The organism is Streptomyces sp. NPDC001868 (assembly GCF_040297125.1).
Lineage (GTDB): Bacteria > Actinomycetota > Actinomycetes > Streptomycetales > Streptomycetaceae > Streptomyces.
In genome coordinates this window covers 1-16,776 of the sequence record NZ_JBEOYO010000052.1, presented here as the reverse complement: position 1 = coordinate 16,776, position 16,776 = coordinate 1, and the positions used below count along the sequence as shown (strand labels likewise).

Annotated in this window: 11 protein-coding genes; 9 read left to right on the top strand and 2 right to left on the bottom strand. The window is 71.0% G+C overall.

Annotated elements, in window-relative coordinates:
- The first annotated feature begins 159 nt into the window (after nucleotides 1–159).
- The 3 genes from ABT147_RS37805 (at nucleotide 160) to ABT147_RS37795 (ending at nucleotide 4,026) form a co-directional block, all read left to right on the top strand.
- The gene (locus ABT147_RS37805) at nucleotides 160–336 is read left to right on the top strand and encodes a hypothetical protein (RefSeq protein WP_351414950.1); all 177 of its coding nucleotides are present in this window, start codon (nucleotides 160–162) and stop codon (nucleotides 334–336) included.
- Between the two features lie 322 nt (nucleotides 337–658).
- Entirely contained in the window at nucleotides 659–3,748 is a 3,090-nt protein-coding gene (locus ABT147_RS37800) for a helix-turn-helix transcriptional regulator (RefSeq protein WP_351415045.1), read from the top strand.
- 77 nt (nucleotides 3,749–3,825) lie between these two features.
- Nucleotides 3,826–4,026 (top strand): DUF6191 domain-containing protein, encoded by a 201-nt coding sequence (locus ABT147_RS37795; protein ID WP_351414948.1) that lies wholly within the window; start codon nucleotides 3,826–3,828, stop codon nucleotides 4,024–4,026.
- Between the two features lie 7 nt (nucleotides 4,027–4,033).
- Here the strand turns inward: ABT147_RS37795 and ABT147_RS37790 are convergent, their stop codons facing one another.
- Complete coding sequence (locus ABT147_RS37790; RefSeq protein WP_351414946.1) at nucleotides 4,034–5,197, bottom strand: PQQ-dependent sugar dehydrogenase; 1,164 nt, start codon at nucleotides 5,195–5,197, stop codon at nucleotides 4,034–4,036.
- A 169-nt stretch (nucleotides 5,198–5,366) separates the two neighbouring features.
- Nucleotides 5,367–6,365 carry an aldo/keto reductase gene (locus tag ABT147_RS37785; protein WP_351414943.1) on the bottom strand — a complete coding sequence of 333 codons (999 nt, stop codon included), beginning with the start codon at nucleotides 6,363–6,365 and terminating at the stop codon, nucleotides 5,367–5,369.
- Between the two features lie 75 nt (nucleotides 6,366–6,440).
- Here ABT147_RS37785 and ABT147_RS37780 point away from each other — a divergent pair, with 75 nt between their 5' ends.
- The 6 genes from ABT147_RS37780 (at nucleotide 6,441) to serA (ending at nucleotide 16,533) form a co-directional block, all read left to right on the top strand.
- The gene (locus ABT147_RS37780) at nucleotides 6,441–7,442 is read left to right on the top strand and encodes a 2-hydroxyacid dehydrogenase (protein ID WP_351414940.1); all 1,002 of its coding nucleotides are present in this window, start codon (nucleotides 6,441–6,443) and stop codon (nucleotides 7,440–7,442) included.
- 382 nt (nucleotides 7,443–7,824) lie between these two features.
- Nucleotides 7,825–10,830 (top strand): putative bifunctional diguanylate cyclase/phosphodiesterase, encoded by a 3,006-nt coding sequence (locus tag ABT147_RS37775; protein ID WP_502983231.1) that lies wholly within the window; start codon nucleotides 7,825–7,827, stop codon nucleotides 10,828–10,830.
- Nucleotides 10,831–11,184: 354 nt separating this feature from the next.
- Nucleotides 11,185–13,032, top strand: a complete 1,848-nt coding sequence (locus ABT147_RS37770) for an acetolactate synthase large subunit (RefSeq protein WP_351414938.1) — start codon at nucleotides 11,185–11,187, stop codon at nucleotides 13,030–13,032.
- Between the two features lie 20 nt (nucleotides 13,033–13,052).
- Complete coding sequence (gene ilvN / locus ABT147_RS37765; protein WP_030040507.1) at nucleotides 13,053–13,580, top strand: acetolactate synthase small subunit; 528 nt, start codon at nucleotides 13,053–13,055, stop codon at nucleotides 13,578–13,580.
- A gap of 132 nt (nucleotides 13,581–13,712) precedes the next feature.
- Entirely contained in the window at nucleotides 13,713–14,714 is a 1,002-nt protein-coding gene (gene ilvC / locus ABT147_RS37760) for a ketol-acid reductoisomerase (protein ID WP_351414936.1), read from the top strand.
- Between the two features lie 229 nt (nucleotides 14,715–14,943).
- A complete protein-coding gene (gene serA / locus ABT147_RS37755) occupies nucleotides 14,944–16,533 on the top strand; it encodes a phosphoglycerate dehydrogenase (protein ID WP_351414933.1) in 1,590 nt (529 codons plus the stop codon).
- Nucleotides 16,534–16,776 lie beyond the last annotated feature (243 nt).

Below are 16,776 nucleotides of genomic sequence, written 5' to 3'. Positions count from 1 at the left end.
AGGGGCCTTAGGTCCGTCGTAGGGATACCTAGGACGGACCTAAGGCCCCTTCGGCGTTCAAGATGCGGAACTCTCCCGATGTGGCGGACCCGCCTCGGAGACGAAGGTTGAGGCATCGCACCGAGCGAGCCGAGACCGACTTCTCACGAGGAGCACCAGATGTTCGAGTACGAGCTTCAGCAGATCCGTTCCGCCGAGCTGATCCGCGAGGCGGAGCACTACCGCCAGGTCCGCGAGGCCCGCCGCGCCCGTCGCGCCCGCCGCGAGGAACGGGACGCGGAACACGGAGTGCCCGGTGAACGCCCACGCAGGCTTCGGTTCCTCCGCGCCGCGTGAACGGGGGGTCGGGGGGACGTGGGGCGAGTGCGGGTGGTGTGGGGTTGCTCGCGCAGTTCCCCGCGCCCCTGAAAAGCAGGGGCTGCGCCCCATTGCTTTTCAGGGCCCGCAGGGGCCTGAAGCTTTTAGGGGCGCGGGGAACTGCGCGAACAACCCCCACTCACCCGCAGCCGCCCGACAACCGAACCCCCCGAGCTCTGACGCGCAAACCCAGAAGCGGAGGTGGAGGCATGGAGACATGGTGAACGCCAGTTCGACAACCGGCCTCCCGGCCACCGCGCGTCTGCGGATAATCGGTGCCGGAGTGTCCGAGGGTCGTGCGATGCTCGGCGATGTGGAGACCAGGTCCGTCAGTCCGGTGTTCGTCGGTCGCACCGACGAACTGGAGGTGTTGCGCGAGGCGTTGGCCCGCGCCGGTGGAGCCGCCGCGCGGGAAACGGGGACCGGGGGAGACGGGAGCGGCGGCGGCCCGCAGGCGCTGCTGCTCGGCGGTGAGGCCGGGGTGGGGAAGACTCGCCTGGTCGAGGAGTTCGCCGCCGAGGCCGGACGCGGGGGCGCGGTCGTCGCGCCCGGCGGCTGCGTCGAGATCGGCGCCGACGGTCTGCCCTACGCCCCCTTCTCCACCGCGCTGCGCGCCCTGCGCCGCCGACTGCCCGACGAACTGGCCGCGGCTGCCGCCGGACAGGAACAGGAACTGGCCCGGCTCCTGCCCGAGTTGGGCGAGACACCGCGCGCCCGGCACGACGAGGAGGGCACCGCCCGCCTCTTCGAACTCACCGCCCGCCTGCTGGAACGCCTCGCCGCCGACCGCACGATCGTCCTCGTCCTGGAAGACCTGCACTGGGCCGACGCCTCCACCCGCCACCTCCTCTCCTACCTGCTGCGCACCCTGCGCACCGGCCGCCTCGTCGTCCTCGCCACCTACCGCTCCGACGACATCCACCGCCGCCACCCGCTGCGCCCCCTCCTCGCCGAACTCGACCGCCTCCGCACGGTCCACCGCCTCGAACTGCCCCGCTTCAACCGCGCCGAGGTCGGCCGTCAGCTCGCCGGCATCCTCGCCGCCGAACCCGCCCCGGAGCGCGTGGACGAGATCTTCGAACGCTCCGACGGCAACGCCTTCTTCGTCGAGGAACTCGCCGTCGCCGCCCACGACGGCGGCTGCCCCGGCCTCACCGACTCCCTGCGCGACCTGCTCCTCGTCCGCGTCGAACGGCTCCCCGAGGACGCCCAGCGGGTCGTCCGCATCGTCGCCGAGGGCGGCTCCACCGTGGAGTACGCCCTGCTCGCGGCGGTCGCCCGGCTCCCCGAGGACGACCTCATCGAGGCACTGCGGGCCGCCGTCGGCGCCAACATCCTGATCGCCGCCCCCGGCGACGACGGCTATCGCTTCCGGCACTCCCTGGTCCGCGAGGCCGTCGGCGACGACCTGCTGCCCGGCGAACGCTCCCGCCTCAACCGCCGCTACGCCGAGGTCCTGGAGGCCGACCCCACCCTCGTCCCCGCCGACGGCCGCGCCACCCGCCTGGCCAGCTACTGGTACCACGCCCACGACGCCGCCAAGGCCCTGCCCGCCGTCCTCGACGCCTCCGCCGAGGCCCGCGCCCGGCACGCCCACACCGAGCAACTGCGCCTCCTGGAACGGGGAATGGAGCTCTGGGACGCCGCCCCCGACTCCGTGCGCGCCGCCCTGCGTCCCGTCGACTACACCGAGGTCTACCCGCCCTGCGGCTGCGCCCCTGGCACCCATCCGCTGCGCTATCTCGACCTGATGGCCGAGGCAGCCGTCGCGGGACGGCTGTGCGGAGAGCGGGAGCGGGCCCTGCGGATCACCCGCCGTGCCCTCGACCGGCTGGCGGACGGAAGCAGCCCGCTGCGCGCCGCCTGGTTCTGGGTACAGCGCTCGCTGCTGATCGAGGGCCTGGCCCGGGGCGACGGCTGGAAGGAACTCGCCACAGCCCAGGAACTCGTCCGCGGACTGCCGCCCTCCGAGGTGCATGCCGAGGTCCTCTCCCGCGTCGCCGGCTGGTCCATGCTCCACGCCCCCGGCCCCGACGCGCTCTCCGACGCCCAGCGCGCCGTCGAGTACGCGCGCATGGTGGGCGCCGAGGACATCGAACTGAACGCCCGCATCACCCTGGGTGGGCTGATGGTGGACGCGGGTGACGTCGAGACGGGTATCGCGGAGGTGGAGGCGGTTCGCCGGAGAGCGCTGGAACGCGGTCCCAGCACCGTCGTGGGCCGTGCCCATGTGAACCTCCCCTCCTGTCTGGAGAGCGTCGGTCGATCCCAGGAGGCCGTCCGCTTGGCGCGGGAGGGACTCGAAGTGGTCCAGCGGATGGGCCTGTCGGACCCCGAGGCCTGGATCTGGGGCAACCTCTCCGAGTCCTTCCTCTCCCTCGGCCGATGGGACGAGGCCCTGGAAGCCGCGGGCAGGGCCCGGGACACGGGTTCCAGTGCCAAGGTGCGTGGCTTCAGCGCCCTCTGCCTTGTCTATATCGCGCTCGGCCGCGGCGACACCACCGAGGCTCACCGCCAACTCGCCGCCGCGCACCGGTACTTCGGCACCCACAACCCCATGCCCCAGCACAACCTGCCGCTGTCCTTCCTCACCATCGGCATCGCCGCCGCCGAAAACCGCCTCCCCGACGCCCGCGCCGAACTGGCCCGCGTCCTCGACACCGGCTTCCCCGTCGGCACCCAGCGCTACGCCTGGCCCCTGCTGCTCACCGCCGCCACCGCCGAGGCCGACGCCCGCGCACTGCCGACCGCCGGGCCCGGTCGCGCCGAGGTCCTCGACCGGATCCTCGCGGTGGTCAAGAAGCTCACCACCGGCGCCCCGATCTGGCTCGCCCACGAACGCTGGGTGCGCGCCGAACTCCAGCGCGCCGAGGGCCTGATGACCCCGGACACCTGGTCCGACGTCGTCACCGCCTTCGAGCCCCTGCAACGGCCCTACGACCTGGCCCGCGTCCGGCACCGCCTCGCCGAGGCACTGCTGGCCGACGGCACCGACGACGAGGCCCGCGACCGCGCGACGGAACTGCTGCGGCTGGCGGCCGCCGTCGCCGACCACCTCGGCGCCCGCCCGCTCGCCGACGAGGTCGCCCTCCTCGCCCGCCGCGCCCGCCTCACCCTGAGCCGCACCGCCGAGCCCGCCCTCGCCCCCGCCGACCCCGTCGCCGCGCTCGGCCTCACCGACCGTGAGCACGACGTCCTCCGTCTGGTCGCCGCCGGCCGCACCAACCGCCGGATAGCCGAGGAACTCTTCATCTCCCCCAAGACGGCCAGCGTCCACGTGTCCAACATCCTCGCCAAGCTCGGTGTCTCGAGCCGGGGCGAGGCGGCGGCGGTGGCGCATCGGGTGGGGTTGGCGCCGGCGGGGGCCGCGGAGCGGCTGGCGGCGGGATGATGGCAGGGAGGGCTGCCGAGGAACCGTTGTTCGACAGGGACCGCCCACCGCCTCGCCGCCCTGGGGGAGGGAGCACAGTGTTCAACGCCTTCGAGGAACTCTTCGCACCTGGCCGCAAGCACACACGTGACGAGGAGAACCGGCTGGAACTGACCCGCGAGGACGTCGGGGACAACGACCCGGGGCGCGGACCGATAGACCTCGCGTCCGGGAAGGTCGTCGTACGCCCGCCCGAGCCGGCGGAGGAGGCCGAGGCAGACAGGGCGGCCGAGGAGTAGGCGGCGGCTACGTCACCTCCAGCTCCAGGATCTTGTCGTCACCACCCCCCGGAGAACCCCGCCCGTCCGTCTCGCTGGTCACCAGCCACAGCTTGTCGCCGCCGGCGGAGACGACCGTGCGGAGGCGGCCGTGGTCGCCCTCCAGGAAGGCCTGGGGGTCGGCGGCCGCCTTGGTGCCGTCCAGCGGGACGCGCCACAGACGCTGACCCCTGAGGCCGGCCATCCAGACCGAGCCCTCCGCTATGGCGATACCGCTCGGAGAGGCCTCGTCCGTGCTCCATACGGCCACCGGGTCGACGTAACCGGACTTGTCGCCCTTGCCCTCCACCTCCGGCCAGCCGTAGTTCCCGCCCGGCTCGATGAGGTTCAGCTCGTCCCAGGTGTCCTGGCCGAACTCCGAGGCCCACAGGCGCTGCTTGCCGTCCCAGGCGAGGCCCTGGACATTGCGGTGGCCGTACGAGTACACGACGGAGTCGTCGAAGGGGTTGCCCGGGGCCGGCTCGCCGTCCGGGGTCATCCGGAGGATCTTGCCGCCGAGGGAGTCCTTGTCCTGGGCGAGGGGGCCCTCGTACCGCTCGCCTGTGCCGGCGTACAGCATCTTGTCGGGGCCGAAGGCGAGCCGGCCGCCGTTGTGATTGGTGCCCTTGGGGATGGAGCGGAGGACGATGTCGGGGGCGCCGAGCTGCTGGCCCGCGGGCTTCTCGGGGTCGTACAGCATCCGCACGATCCTGTTGTCCGACTCCGAGGTGAAGTACGCGTAGATCATGTGGTCCGAGGCGTACTCCGGGGAGACGGCGATGCCCATGAGGCCGCCCTCGCCGGCCGGAGCCACCCCGGGAACCTCGCCGAGCACGGTCTTCTTGCCGGTCTTCTCGTCGATTCTGCTGATCGTGGCCTCGTCACGGGAGGAGACGAGGAGCCCGCCCTCGGGGAGCGCCGCGAGGCCCCAGGGGGTGTCGAGGTCCTCGGCGACGGTGCGGACCACCTTCACCGAGCCCTTGGCGGGGGGTGCCGGGTCCGCCGCCCGGTCGGGCGGGGACGACCCGGCACTGCTGCTCGGGGGTGAGCTGCCGGCGGCCTCCGGCTGCTCTCCGTCGTCGGAGGAGCAGCCGGTCGTCACCAGGAGCACGGCTGCGGCCAACGCGGCCGTCACCATTCGACGTTGCACCATCACGATCCCTTCGGCGTGGAGCTTCTACTTGTCATACACCGCGTGTGCCCCACAGGTTCCGCCTCCGCCGGATCAAGCGAGATTCCCGCCCGACGCCCGACGCCCGACGCCCGACGCCCGACGCCGATGCCCGGGCCGGCCGCCGTCCCCTCAGTCCCAGGATCCCCGTTCAGTCCCAGGATCCCCGTGCGGGCGGAAGGCCCGCTATTTCGGCGAGGTCCTCGGCCGTGAGGCGCAGGGCGTGGGCGGCCGCGTTCTCCGTCACCCACCGTGCCTGCTTGGTGCCCGGCACCGGGACCACATGGGGGCCGAGGGAGAGGATCCAGGCGAGGGCGACCTGGGCCGGGGTCACGCTCGCCCCGTGACGGGCCGCGACCCGGCGCAGACCGACGACGATGGGCTGGTTGGCGGCCATCATCTCGGCGGTGAAGCGGGGGTGACGGGCACGGAGGTCGTCGGGCTCGAAGCCCCCGCCGGGCGTCAGGGTGCCGGTGAGGAAACCATTCCCCAGAGGCATGGCGGCGAGGAAGCCGATGCCGCGGTCCACGCACCAGGGGAGAAGGGAGGTCAGTGCCTCCCGCGACCAGACCGACAGCTCCGCCTGCACGGCGCTCACCGGGAACACCTGCTGGACCCGCTGGAGCTGGCGGATCGTGGTGTCGTACACGCCCGCACCCGGCCGCCGCCCCGCCCGCGCGCCCACCGCGCACAGGCCCAACGCCCTTACCTTCCCGGCCTGGACGAGTTCCGCCATCGCGCCCCACGTCTCCTCGACGGGGACCTCTGGGTCCGCCCGGTGGAGCTGGTAGAGGTCGATGACGTCGGTCTGGAGCCGGCGCAGCGAGGCGTCGCAGGCGCGGCGCACATAACCGGGACGGCCGTTGGCCACGATGTGCTGCTCGCCCACCAGCAGGCCCACCTTGGTGGAGACGAAGGCGTCCGCACGGCGCTCCCGCAGGACCCGGCCCACCAGCAGCTCGTTGGTGAAGGGTCCGTACATGTCGGCCGTGTCCAGCAGTGAGCCGCCGAGATCGAGCGCGCGGTGCACCGTCCGCATCGACTCGTCGCCCCGTTGCCGCGACCCGGTGTACGCCCAGCTCATCGGCATGCACCCGAGTCCTACGGCCCCCACCTCGAGCGTCGCCGCGCCGATCGTCCTGCGCTCCACCTGGTCGTGACCCTCCCTCTCCCGACCCCCAACCTAACCTCTGCCGTAGCGGGTACCTGACATAGCCTCCGGAGCATGACTGCTGACGCGACTGCCGACCCGACCGCGGACGTGACCGGCGATGTGTGGCTCTCCATCCCGCCGGACGAGATCGAGGGGCTCCCGCAGGGCCCCAACTACCTCTTCTGGGACGGGGGCGAGGACGGCACACAGCCGTACCCGGGCGATCCCGCGGACTGTGTCCTGTACGTGGTGCCCTACATGAAGCGCCGCCCGGTGGCCATGAACCCGCTGGCGTCCATGCGGAACCTGCGGGTCGTCCAGACGCTCACGGCGGGCGTCGACGACGTCCTGTCCCGGCTGTCGGTGGTCGCTCCCGGTGTCCAGCTGTGCAACGCGCGGGGCGTGCACGAGGCCAGCACGGCGGAGCTCGCGCTCACCCTGACCCTCGCCTCGCTGCGCGGCGTCCCCGACTTCGTACGGGCCCAGCAACAGGAGCGCTGGCAGGGCGACTTCCGCCCCGCCCTCGCCGACAGAACCGTCCTGATCGTCGGCTACGGCGCGATCGGCGCCGCCATCGAGGACCGGCTCGTACCCTTCGAGGTGGCGCGGGTGGCGCGCGTCGCGCGCTCTGAGCGCACCACGGCGCGCGGACCGGTGCATTCGTTCACCGAACTGCCCTCCCTGCTGCCGCACGCAGACGTCGTCATCCTGTCCACTCCGCTCACGGAACAGACGAAAGGCCTGGTCGGCGCTGACTTCCTGGCCCGTATGAAGGACGGGGCCCTCCTGGTGAATGTTGCCCGCGGAGGCGTCGTCGACACCAAGGCGCTGCTCGCGGAACTGGACGGCGGGCGCATCACCGCGGCGCTCGACGTCACCGACCCCGAGCCGTTGCCGCCGGGGCACCCGCTCTGGCGCGCGCCCGGGGTGCTCATCAGCCCCCATGTCGGCGGCCCCACGTCGGCCTTCCTGCCGCGTGCCAAAAGGCTGCTGGTGGACCAGTTGGGACGATTCGTGAACCGGGAGCCACTGCGCAACGTGGTCCTTACGACGGGCGAGACGGACGACGTGTAATCCACTTCGGGCACCCTCCGCGTTCCTTCGGAAGCGGACCGTGCTCGTGTTGCCAGAGGTGGTCACTGAGCGTAGAGGAACTATGTCCCTGAGTGACGAGACTGGTGTATCGTCCCGACAGGGGCTGCGCCGCGCATCGTTCGGCGCCGGGGACGGACTTGAGACAGCGAGGGGGGCGACGGGCGATGCACGGCCTATGGACGAACGATCCGACGCGGCGGAGCCGCCGACGGCGGCCCTGGCGAGCTGCGACGCGGAGGCACCCGCACGGGAGTCACGGCGGTCACGGTCATCACCGCAGGCACAGCAACCGCAGAAAGCACACCCACCCGACGCACCGGGACCGGCGGGACACCGGAGCGGCGCTCACCAGGGAGTCCCGGTGAGCCCCCGCCAGTCCTCCGCCTCCACGCTGAGCCCCGTGCTCCGGGCCGCCAAGTCACTGCCCGGGCCGTCGCAGCCCGGCGGGCAGGCGCCCGGCCGGGGCGGTGCGAGCCTGCGGGCCCAGCTCGTCCTCGCCCTGCTCTGCGCGGCCTACGCCGTCGGTGCCGCGTTCGGCTGGGGCAATGAGCAAGTCGCCCTGGTCATGGGCGACTTCGGGCTCAGCGCCGCCGCCGCGGCCGCCGCCGTCTCCTGCTTCCGCTACGCGCGCAGCCGCCGCAGCCGCTTTCGGCCCGCATGGCTGCTGTTCGCCCTCTCCTCCGCCATGGCGGCCCTGGGCAACGGCGTCTGGGGGTGGTACGAGGTCGTCCTGGAGCGCCCCGTGCCCGAGCCCAGCTACGCGGACCTGTTCTTCCTCTGCTTCGCGCCCCCCGCCATCGTCGGCCTGCTGGTGCTGGCCAAGAGGCCCGTGACCAAGGCCGGCTGGATCTGCCTCGCGCTCGACTCCTGGCTCATCGGCGGCTCCCTGGTCACCCTCTCCTGGAGCCTGGCGCTCGCCCAGAACGCCCAGCTCGACAACTCCGACACCGCGCACACCGCGCTCTCGCTGGCCTATCCGCTGCTCGACATCGCCCTGGTCAGCATGGTGCTCGCGCTGCACTTCCGGCGCTCCTCGATGCACCGCTCCGCCGTCAACACCGCGATCGGCGCCCTCGCGCTCACCGTGATGTGCGACGCCCTGTTCACCTCGCCCCTGCTGCACACCAGCTACCGCTCCGGCCAGCTCCTCGACGCCGGCTGGTTCGCGGGCTCCCTGCTCCTCGCCTACGCCCCCTGGGCCGGCCAGCGGCACGGACAGCCGGACGAGGGCGGGCACGCGCGCGTGGTGCACGAACACATCCCGGGCCAGCGGCACGACGTGTCACCGGGACACCGCCACGAGGTCCAGCCGGGCCACCGGCACGAGGCCCCTCAGGGAGGACACGTGCATGTGCTCCTCCAGGGAGGAGGTCACAGTCGGTATCCGGCCACCCGCCCCATCGCCGGATCCCTGGCAGCGCTCACTCCGTACCTGGCCGCCGCCGTCTGCACCCTGGGCATCCTCTACAACGTGCTCAACGGCCGCAGCGTCGACCGCGTGGTGCTCATCACCGCCTGCACCGTCGTGCTCGCGCTCGTCGTCCGCCAGGGCATCATGCTCCTCGACAACATCACCCTCACCCAGGAACTGGCCCAGAAGGAGAACCACTTCCGCTCCCTGGTGCAGGGCTCCAGCGACGTCATCATGATCGCCGCACCGAACGGCATCCTCCGCTACGTCAGCCCGGCCGCCGCCGGGGTCTACGGACGCCCCGCGGAGGACCTCGTCGGCAAGGAGCTGGCGTCGATCATCCACCCCGAGGACCTCGGCTGCGTGGTCCACGAGGTACGCCGCTTCCTCGCCGCCAGTCCCGCGGAGGAACCCACCACCCGCATCGAGTGCCGCTTCAAGTCCGGCGGCGGGGGAGGCTGGCTGAACGTCGAGTCCACGGTCAACCGTCACCACGGCGGCCTCATCTTCAACAGCCGGGACGTCACCGAAAGAGTGCGCCTGCAGGCCCAGCTGCAGCACAACGCCGAGCACGACCCGCTGACCGACCTGCCCAACCGCGCCCTGTTCACCAAGCGCGTCCAGCAGGCACTCTCCGGCCGCCGCTCCTCCGACCGCGGCATCGCCCTGCGCAACACGGCGGTCCTCTTCATCGACCTCGACGGCTTCAAGGCGGTCAACGACACCATCGGCCACCAGGCCGGGGACGAACTGCTCGTGCAGGCCGCCCGTCGGCTCCAGGACGCCGTCCGGCAGGGGGACACCGCCTCCCGCCTCGGCGGCGACGAGTTCGCCGCCCTCATCGTGGGGGACGGCTCCCGCGACCGCACCGCCCGGGAGCAGCACATCCTGGAGCTCGCGGACCGGCTCCGGATCGCCCTCTCACAGCCGTACACCATCGACGGCAACGATGTCCGGGTCGCCGCCTCCATCGGCGTCTCCTTCGCCGAGCCCGGCCTCGGCGCGGGCGAGCTGCTGCGCAACGCCGACCTCGCCATGTACCGCGCCAAGGCGTCCGGCAAGGGCCGTGTCGAGCTGTACAAGCCACAGATGCAGCAGGACGTCGTACGCAAGGCGGAGCTGGCCACCCGGCTGCGGGCCGCGCTGCACGACGGCGAGTTCATGCTGCTGAACCAGCCCGTGGTGGAGCTGGACACCGGCCGGATCTCGTCGGTGGCGACCGCCGCCCGCTGGCGTTCGTCCCAGGGGGTGCTCTTCACCCCCGCCGAGTTCCTGCGGGTCTCCGAGGACAGCGAGAAGACCGCCGAGCTGGGCCGCTGGATGCTGGAACAGGCCGTCGAGCAGGCCGCCGACCGGCTCACCAGCGGCCTGAACGTCCCGGTGTCCGTCCGGATGAGCGCCCGGCGGCTGCTGGACCGCTCACTGCCCCCCGGCTCGCTGGAGACGCTCCTGACCCGTTACGGGCTGCCCTCCGGCTCCCTGATCGTCGAGCTGTCCGACACCGAGCTGAAGGGACCGCCGGACGAGCTGGAGCGCCGGCTGAACCACCTGCGGCGGCTGGGCGTCCGGATCGCCCTGGACGGCCTCGGCAGCGGCCATGCGGCCATCACGGCGCTGCGCCGGCTCCCCGTGGACATCCTGAAGCTGGACCGGGGCCTTGTCGAGGGGATCGTGGAGTCCACCCGACTGCACAAGATCACCAGTGGGCTGCTGCGTATCGCCGACGACCTGGGGCTGCAGTCCGTGGCCGACGGGGTGGATCTGCCCGAGCAGGTCGTCGCCCTGCGCGCGATGGGCTGTACCCATGGCCAGGGCGCCGCCTTCTCCGGCCCCCTGGACGAGTACCGCCTCCGCCGTGCCCTGTCCCTCGGGCACTACCCGGTGCCCAGCGGGCCGGCGGAACCCGCGTTCGCGGGTGGCGCGAGAGAACCGGAAACTCTGGCTCCACAGAGGTGAGCAAGCACGGAGAGGTGCGGGGGGTGTAGACAGGGGGTGACCACCGCTGTTTACGGAGGCGGAAGTGCCCATCGCTCACATAATGAGACTCCCGTCCCACCCACTTGACACGCGGTGCGCGCCGGGGGGAGGGTCAATGCCATGCGCACCCGAATCCTCGTACTTGGAAAGCGCGTCGGCTGAAGCTGGGGCCACCGGACGGCGATCCGGAAACCCCAGCGACCGCACCCGACGCGCTCCCCTCGCTTGCCTTGAGGCAAGGAGGGGTTTTTTGTTGTACGGGCACAGTCAGGCGCGAGCCGCACACCGCACGAAACCTCGCAAAACACCCTCAGCATCGAGAAGAGAATGCCGATGACCGAGCAGGCCACCGGGGCCCACCATCCGCAGCCGCGGCCCCGATCCGGAGGACCGTCCACCCCCATCGAGCACGTCACGGGTGCGCAGTCCCTCATCCGCTCTCTCGAGGAGGTCGGGGCCGACACGGTGTTCGGCATCCCCGGCGGTGCGATCCTCCCGGCCTACGACCCGCTGATGGACTCCACCCGCGTGCGTCACGTGCTGGTCCGCCATGAGCAGGGAGCCGGCCACGCCGCGACCGGCTACGCGCAGGCCACCGGCAAGGTCGGTGTCTGCATGGCCACCTCGGGCCCCGGCGCCACCAACCTGGTGACCCCGATCGCCGACGCCCACATGGACTCGGTGCCGATGGTCGCGATCACCGGCCAGGTCGCCTCGAAGGCGATCGGCACGGACGCCTTCCAGGAGGCGGACATCGTCGGCATCACGATGCCGATCACCAAGCACAACTTCCTGGTCACCAAGGCCGAGGACATCCCGCGCACCATCGCGCAGGCCTTCCACATCGCCTCCACCGGACGCCCCGGGCCGGTCCTGGTCGACATCGCCAAGGACGCCCTCCAGGCCCGTACGACCTTCAGCTGGCCGCCCACCACCGACCTGCCCGGCTACCGGCCCGTGACCAAGCCGCACGCCAAGCAGATCCGCGAGGCCGCCAAGCTGATCACCGCGGCCAAGCGCCCGATCCTGTACGTCGGCGGCGGTGTCCTCAAGGCCGGCGCGACCGCCGAACTGAAGGTGCTGGCCGAGCTGACCGGCGCGCCCGTCACCACCACCCTGATGGCGCTCGGCGCGTTCCCCGACAGCCACCCGCAGCACCTGGGCATGCCCGGGATGCACGGCTCCGTGGCCGCCGTCACCGGACTGCAGAAGGCCGACCTGATCATCGCCCTCGGCGCCCGCTTCGACGACCGGGTCACCGGAAAGCTGGACAGCTTCGCGCCGTTCGCCAAGATCGTCCACGCGGACATCGACCCGGCGGAGATCGGCAAGAACCGCGCCGCCGACGTGCCCATCGTCGGTGACGCCCGCGAGGTCATCGCCGACCTGATCCAGGCGGTGCAGAAGGAGCACGGCGAGGGCGGCCAGGGCGACTACACCGCCTGGTGGAAGGACCTCAACCGCTGGCGCGAGACCTACCCGCTCGGCTACGACCAGCCGGCCGACGGCTCGCTCTCCCCGCAGCACGTCATCGAGCGCATCGGGCAACTCGCCCCCGAGGGCACGATCTTCGCGGCGGGCGTCGGCCAGCACCAGATGTGGGCCGCCCACTTCATCCAGTACGAGAAGCCCGCCACCTGGCTGAACTCCGGCGGCGCCGGAACGATGGGGTACGCGGTCCCGGCGGCCATGGGCGCCAAGGCCGGAGCCCCGGCGCAGACGGTCTGGGCGATCGACGGCGACGGCTGCTTCCAGATGACCAACCAGGAACTCACCACCTGCGCCCTGAACAACATCCCGATCAAGGTCGCCATCATCAACAACGGCGCCCTCGGCATGGTCCGCCAGTGGCAGACGCTGTTCTACAACCAGCGCTACTCCAACACCGTCCTGCACAGCGGCCCGGACGACGTCAATCCGAACGCCCGCGGCACCCGCGTCCCCGACTTCGTGAAGCTGTCCGAGGCCATGGGCTGCTACGCGATCCGCTGCGAGTCCCCCGACGACCTCGACAAGGTCATCGAGGAGGCGAACTCGATCAACGACCGCCCGGTCGTCGTCGACTTCGTCGTCCACGAGGACGCGATGGTGTGGCCGATGGTCGCCGCGGGCACCTCGAACGACACGATCATGGCCGCCCGGGACGTCCGCCCCGACTTCGGCGACAACGAAGACGACTGAGCGAGAGAGACTCAAGAGACATGTCCAAGCACACGCTCTCCGTCCTGGTGGAGAACACCCCGGGCATCCTGGCCCGGATCGCCGCCCTGTTCTCCCGCCGCGGCTTCAACATCGACTCGCTCGCGGTCGGTGTCACCGAGCACCCCGAGATCTCCCGCATCACCATCGTGGTGAACGTGATCGAGGAACTGCCGCTGGAGCAGGTGACGAAGCAGCTCAACAAGCTCGTCAACGTCCTGAAGATCGTCGAGCTGGAGCCCGGCTCCGCCGTTCAGCGGGAACTCGTTCTGGTGAAGGTGCGCGCCGACAACGAGACGCGCTCCCAGATCGTCGAGATCGTCCAGCTGTTCCGCGCCAAGACGGTCGACGTCTCCCCGGAGGCCGTCACCATCGAGGCCACCGGCTCCAGCGACAAGCTGTCCGCCATGCTCAAGATGCTGGAGCCGTTCGGCATCAAGGAGCTGGTCCAGTCCGGCACGATCGCGATCGGCCGGGGTTCCCGCTCGATCACGGACCGCTCGCTGCGCGCGCTCGACCGGTCGGCCTGAGCAGTTGAACACGGGCGGCCGGCCACCGTCGACCATCGACTCGGCCGCCCGTATACCGAGACCCGCAGACTTTCATTCCGCCCTCCGTCATACGGTGGGACGCAACACCTGCACTCAAGGAGAGAACCCAAAGTGGCCGAGCTGTTCTACGACGCCGACGCCGACCTGTCCATCATCCAGGGCCGCAAGGTCGCGGTCATCGGTTACGGCAGCCAGGGCCACGCCCACGCGCTGTCCCTGCGCGACTCGGGCGCGGACGTCCGTGTCGGTCTGCACGAGGGCTCCAAGTCCAAGGCGAAGGCCGAGGAGCAGGGCCTGCGCGTGGTGACCCCGTCGGAGGCCGCCGCCGAGGCCGACGTCATCATGATCCTCGTCCCGGACCCGATCCAGGCGCAGGTCTACGAGGAGTCCATCAAGGACAACCTCAACGACGGCGACGCGCTGTTCTTCGGTCACGGCCTGAACATCCGCTTCGGCTTCATCAAGCCCCCGGCCGGTGTCGACGTCTGCATGGTCGCCCCCAAGGGCCCCGGCCACCTGGTCCGCCGCCAGTACGAGGAGGGCCGCGGCGTTCCGTGTATCGCGGCTGTCGAGCAGGACGCGACCGGCAACGCCTTCGCGCTGGCCCTCTCGTACGCCAAGGGCATCGGCGGCACCCGCGCCGGCGTCATCAAGACGACCTTCACCGAGGAGACCGAGACCGACCTGTTCGGTGAGCAGGCCGTGCTCTGCGGTGGTACGGCCGCGCTGGTCAAGGCCGGTTTCGAGACGCTGACCGAGGCCGGTTACCAGCCCGAGATCGCGTACTTCGAGTGCCTGCACGAGCTGAAGCTGATCGTCGACCTCATGTACGAGGGCGGCCTGGAGAAGATGCGCTGGTCGATCTCCGAGACCGCCGAGTGGGGCGACTACGTCACCGGCCCGCGGATCATCACGGACGCCACCAAGGCCGAGATGAAGAAGGTCCTCGCCGAGATCCAGGACGGCACCTTCGCCCAGCAGTGGATGGACGAGTACCACGGCGGTCTGAAGAAGTACAACGAGTACAAGACCCAGGACTCCGAGCACCTGCTGGAGACCACGGGCAAGGAGCTGCGCAAGCTGATGTCGTGGGTCAACGACGAAGAGGCGTGATCCTGTGAGGTCGGCCGTGGCGGGGTTCACCCGGTGCCACGGCCGGCCTTGTTTCACGTCCGGGTGATCCTTCCGCGGTCGCGTGAGTCGATGCCCCCGGCGCCACTAGACTGCTGCACTACATACGCGTCAGGCCCACAGCGTCGTGCGTCTTCCACGCGGCCACCACCCTCCACCGCCTGCGGCCGTCGGGACGGCCGTCCGCAGCATTGGACTTGTGAGGACTCACGTGAGCTCGAAACCAGTCGTACTGATCGCTGAAGAGCTGTCGCCCGCCACCGTCGACGCGTTGGGCCCGGACTTCGAGATCCGGAACGTCAACGGAGCGGACCGAGCCGAACTGCTCCCGGCCATCGCCGACGTCGACGCGATCCTGATCCGCTCGGCCACCAAGGTCGACGCCGAGGCGATCGCCGCCGCGAAGAAGCTGAAGGTCGTCGCGCGCGCCGGTGTCGGCCTGGACAACGTGGACGTCTCCGCCGCCACCAAGGCCGGCGTGATGGTCGTCAACGCCCCCACCTCCAACATCGTGACCGCCGCCGAGCTGGCCTGCGGTCTGCTCCTCGCCACCGCCCGCCACATCCCGCAGGCGAACACGGCGCTGAAGAACGGCGAGTGGAAGCGCAGCAAGTACACGGGCGTGGAGCTGGCCGAGAAGACGCTCGGCGTCGTGGGCCTCGGCCGCATCGGTGCGCTCGTCGCGCAGCGCATGTCCGCCTTCGGTATGAAGGTCGTCGCCTACGACCCCTATGTGCAGCCCGCGCGCGCGGCGCAGATGGGCGTGAAGGTCCTGTCGCTGGACGAGCTGCTCGAAGTCTCCGACTTCATCACCGTCCACCTGCCGAAGACCCCCGAGACGGTCGGCCTGATCGGCGCCGAGGCGCTGCACAAGGTCAAGCCGTCGGTGCGCATCGTCAACGCCGCGCGCGGCGGGATCGTCGACGAGGCCGCGCTGTACTCGGCGCTCAAGGAGGGCCGGGTCGCGGGCGCGGGCCTCGACGTGTACGCCAAGGAGCCCTGCACCGACTCGCCGCTGTTCGAGCTGGACGAGGTCGTCTGCACCCCGCACCTGGGTGCGTCCACGGACGAGGCGCAGGAGAAGGCGGGCATCGCGGTCGCCCGTTCCGTGCGGCTCGCCCTCGCCGGTGAGCTGGTCCCGGACGCGGTGAACGTCCAGGGCGGTGTCATCGCCGAGGACGTGAAGCCCGGGCTGCCGCTCGCCGAGCGGCTCGGCCGGATCTTCACCGCGCTGGCCGGTGAGGTCGCGGTCCGTCTCGACGTCGAGGTGTACGGCGAGATCACCCAGCACGATGTGAAGGTGCTGGAGCTGTCCGCGCTCAAGGGTGTCTTCGAGGACGTCGTCGACGAGACGGTGTCGTACGTCAACGCTCCGCTGTTCGCGCAGGAGCGGGGGGTCGAGGTGCGGCTGACCACCAGCTCCGAGTCGCCTGACCACCGCAATGTCGTCACCGTGCGCGGCACGCTCGGCAGTGGTGAGGAGGTGTCGGTGTCCGGGACGCTGGCCGGGCCGAAGCACCACCAGAAGATCGTCGCGGTCGGGGAGTACGACGTGGATCTCGCGCTCGCCGATCACATGGTGGTCCTCAGCTACGTCGACCGGCCGGGTGTCGTCGGTACCGTCGGGCGGATCTTCGGTGAGGCCGGGATCAATATCGCCGGGATGCAGGTGGCGCGGTCCACGGCCGGTGGGGAGGCGCTTGCGGTGCTGACCGTCGATGACACGGTGCCGCAGCCGGTGCTCACCGAGGTGGCCGAGGAGATCGGGGCGACGTCGGCGCGGTCGGTGAACCTGGTCTGAGGTCGGTTTGTGCGGAGGCGGGGCCTGGTCACCTGGGGTGGCCGGGCCCCGCTTTTTCGCCCCCGCCGCCCCTACCCGTCCCATCCCCAGGGGCTGCGCCCCTTCGACCCCCTTCGCGCTCCGCGCGGGGTGGGTGGGTGAGTGCGGGCGCGTGGGGCTTCTCGCGCAGTTCCCCGCGCCCCTGAAAAAGCAGGGGCTGCGCCCCGTGCTTTTTCAACGGCTCGCAGGGGCCGTTGCCTTTAG

Excerpts from the sequence above, each read along its gene's own strand:
- ABT147_RS37805 (WP_351414950.1), top strand. The coding sequence starts at position 160 with ATGTTCGAGTACGAGCTTCAGCAGATCCGTTCCGCCGAGCTGATCCGC.
- ABT147_RS37800 (WP_351415045.1), top strand. The coding sequence starts at position 659 with ATGCTCGGCGATGTGGAGACCAGGTCCGTCAGTCCGGTGTTCGTCGGT.
- ABT147_RS37790 (WP_351414946.1), bottom strand. The coding sequence starts at position 5,197 with ATGGTGCAACGTCGAATGGTGACGGCCGCGTTGGCCGCAGCCGTGCTC.
- ABT147_RS37780 (WP_351414940.1), top strand. The coding sequence starts at position 6,441 with ATGACTGCTGACGCGACTGCCGACCCGACCGCGGACGTGACCGGCGAT.
- ABT147_RS37770 (WP_351414938.1), top strand. The coding sequence starts at position 11,185 with ATGACCGAGCAGGCCACCGGGGCCCACCATCCGCAGCCGCGGCCCCGA.
- ilvN (WP_030040507.1), top strand. The coding sequence starts at position 13,053 with ATGTCCAAGCACACGCTCTCCGTCCTGGTGGAGAACACCCCGGGCATC.